This window comes from Mesorhizobium sp. M8A.F.Ca.ET.021.01.1.1, from assembly GCF_003998025.1.
In the GTDB taxonomy this organism is placed as follows: domain Bacteria; phylum Pseudomonadota; class Alphaproteobacteria; order Rhizobiales; family Rhizobiaceae; genus Mesorhizobium.
The window spans coordinates 1-642 of sequence record NZ_RZSJ01001059.1 but is presented as its reverse complement, the minus strand read 5'-3'; the positions used below and the strand labels follow the sequence as shown (position 1 = coordinate 642).

Sequence of the window (642 nt, the reverse complement as noted above, 5' to 3'; positions counted from 1 at the left end):
ATGCCAGCCTGACCAATCGCCGACGCTTCCACGGCACACTCGCCGACCTGCCGTCGCTGGAAGCGCGCGCCGATCTGTCGGGACCGGTCATGACCATCATCGGCGACGCTGTCGCCGGGGCCAATTTCGAGCGGTCCGAGCCGCTCGCGGCTCACAGGCATGCGCCCGTAGCGGCCACCGAGGGAGTTCAGCCATGAAGATACTGACCGCCAACCGCCTCGGCGACGGCATCGCCGTCTGGTACGCCGATGGCGGCTGGGCCGAGACGGTGGACCATGCAGACCTTGCCCATGACAAGGCGGCCGAGGATCGGCTGGAGGCGATCGGCGCCAAGGCCTATGCCGACAATGAAGTGGTCGACGTCAATCTGATCGACGCGGAAGTCGTCGACGGCGTCGTCGAGCCGGTGCGGTTGCGCGAGAAGATCCGCGCCGCCGGTCCCACTATTCGTGGCGATCTCGGCAAGCAGGCTATACGGGCGGCGTAAGCCAGACTGAAAGTGAAAGTGGGCGGACGCGCCCTGAAAGACGAAGCATGTACCGTTACGATGAGTTCGACCACGATTTTGTCCAGGCCCGCGTCGCCGAGTTCAGCGACCAGGTCCAGCGCCGGCTGTCCGGCGAGATCACCGAGGACCAGTTC

The 642-nt window shown here is 65.6% G+C and carries 1 protein-coding gene and 1 pseudogene; both read left to right on the top strand.

The genetic code is table 11. The features are described 5' to 3' along the window. Positions 1-197: pseudogene (locus tag EOA36_RS36575) on the top strand (uroporphyrinogen-III C-methyltransferase); the annotation flags it as partial. Next, positions 194-487: a DUF2849 domain-containing protein gene (locus EOA36_RS36570; RefSeq protein ID WP_127281321.1), complete on the top strand. Its 294-nt coding sequence runs from the start codon at positions 194-196 to the stop codon at positions 485-487. The pseudogene EOA36_RS36575 and the gene EOA36_RS36570, both read left to right, overlap by 4 nt. Positions 488-642: the final 155 nt, after the last annotated feature.

Coding starts and splice junctions, on each gene's coding strand:
- EOA36_RS36570 (WP_127281321.1), top strand. CDS start 194: ATGAAGATACTGACCGCCAACCGCCTCGGCGACGGCATCGCCGTCTGG.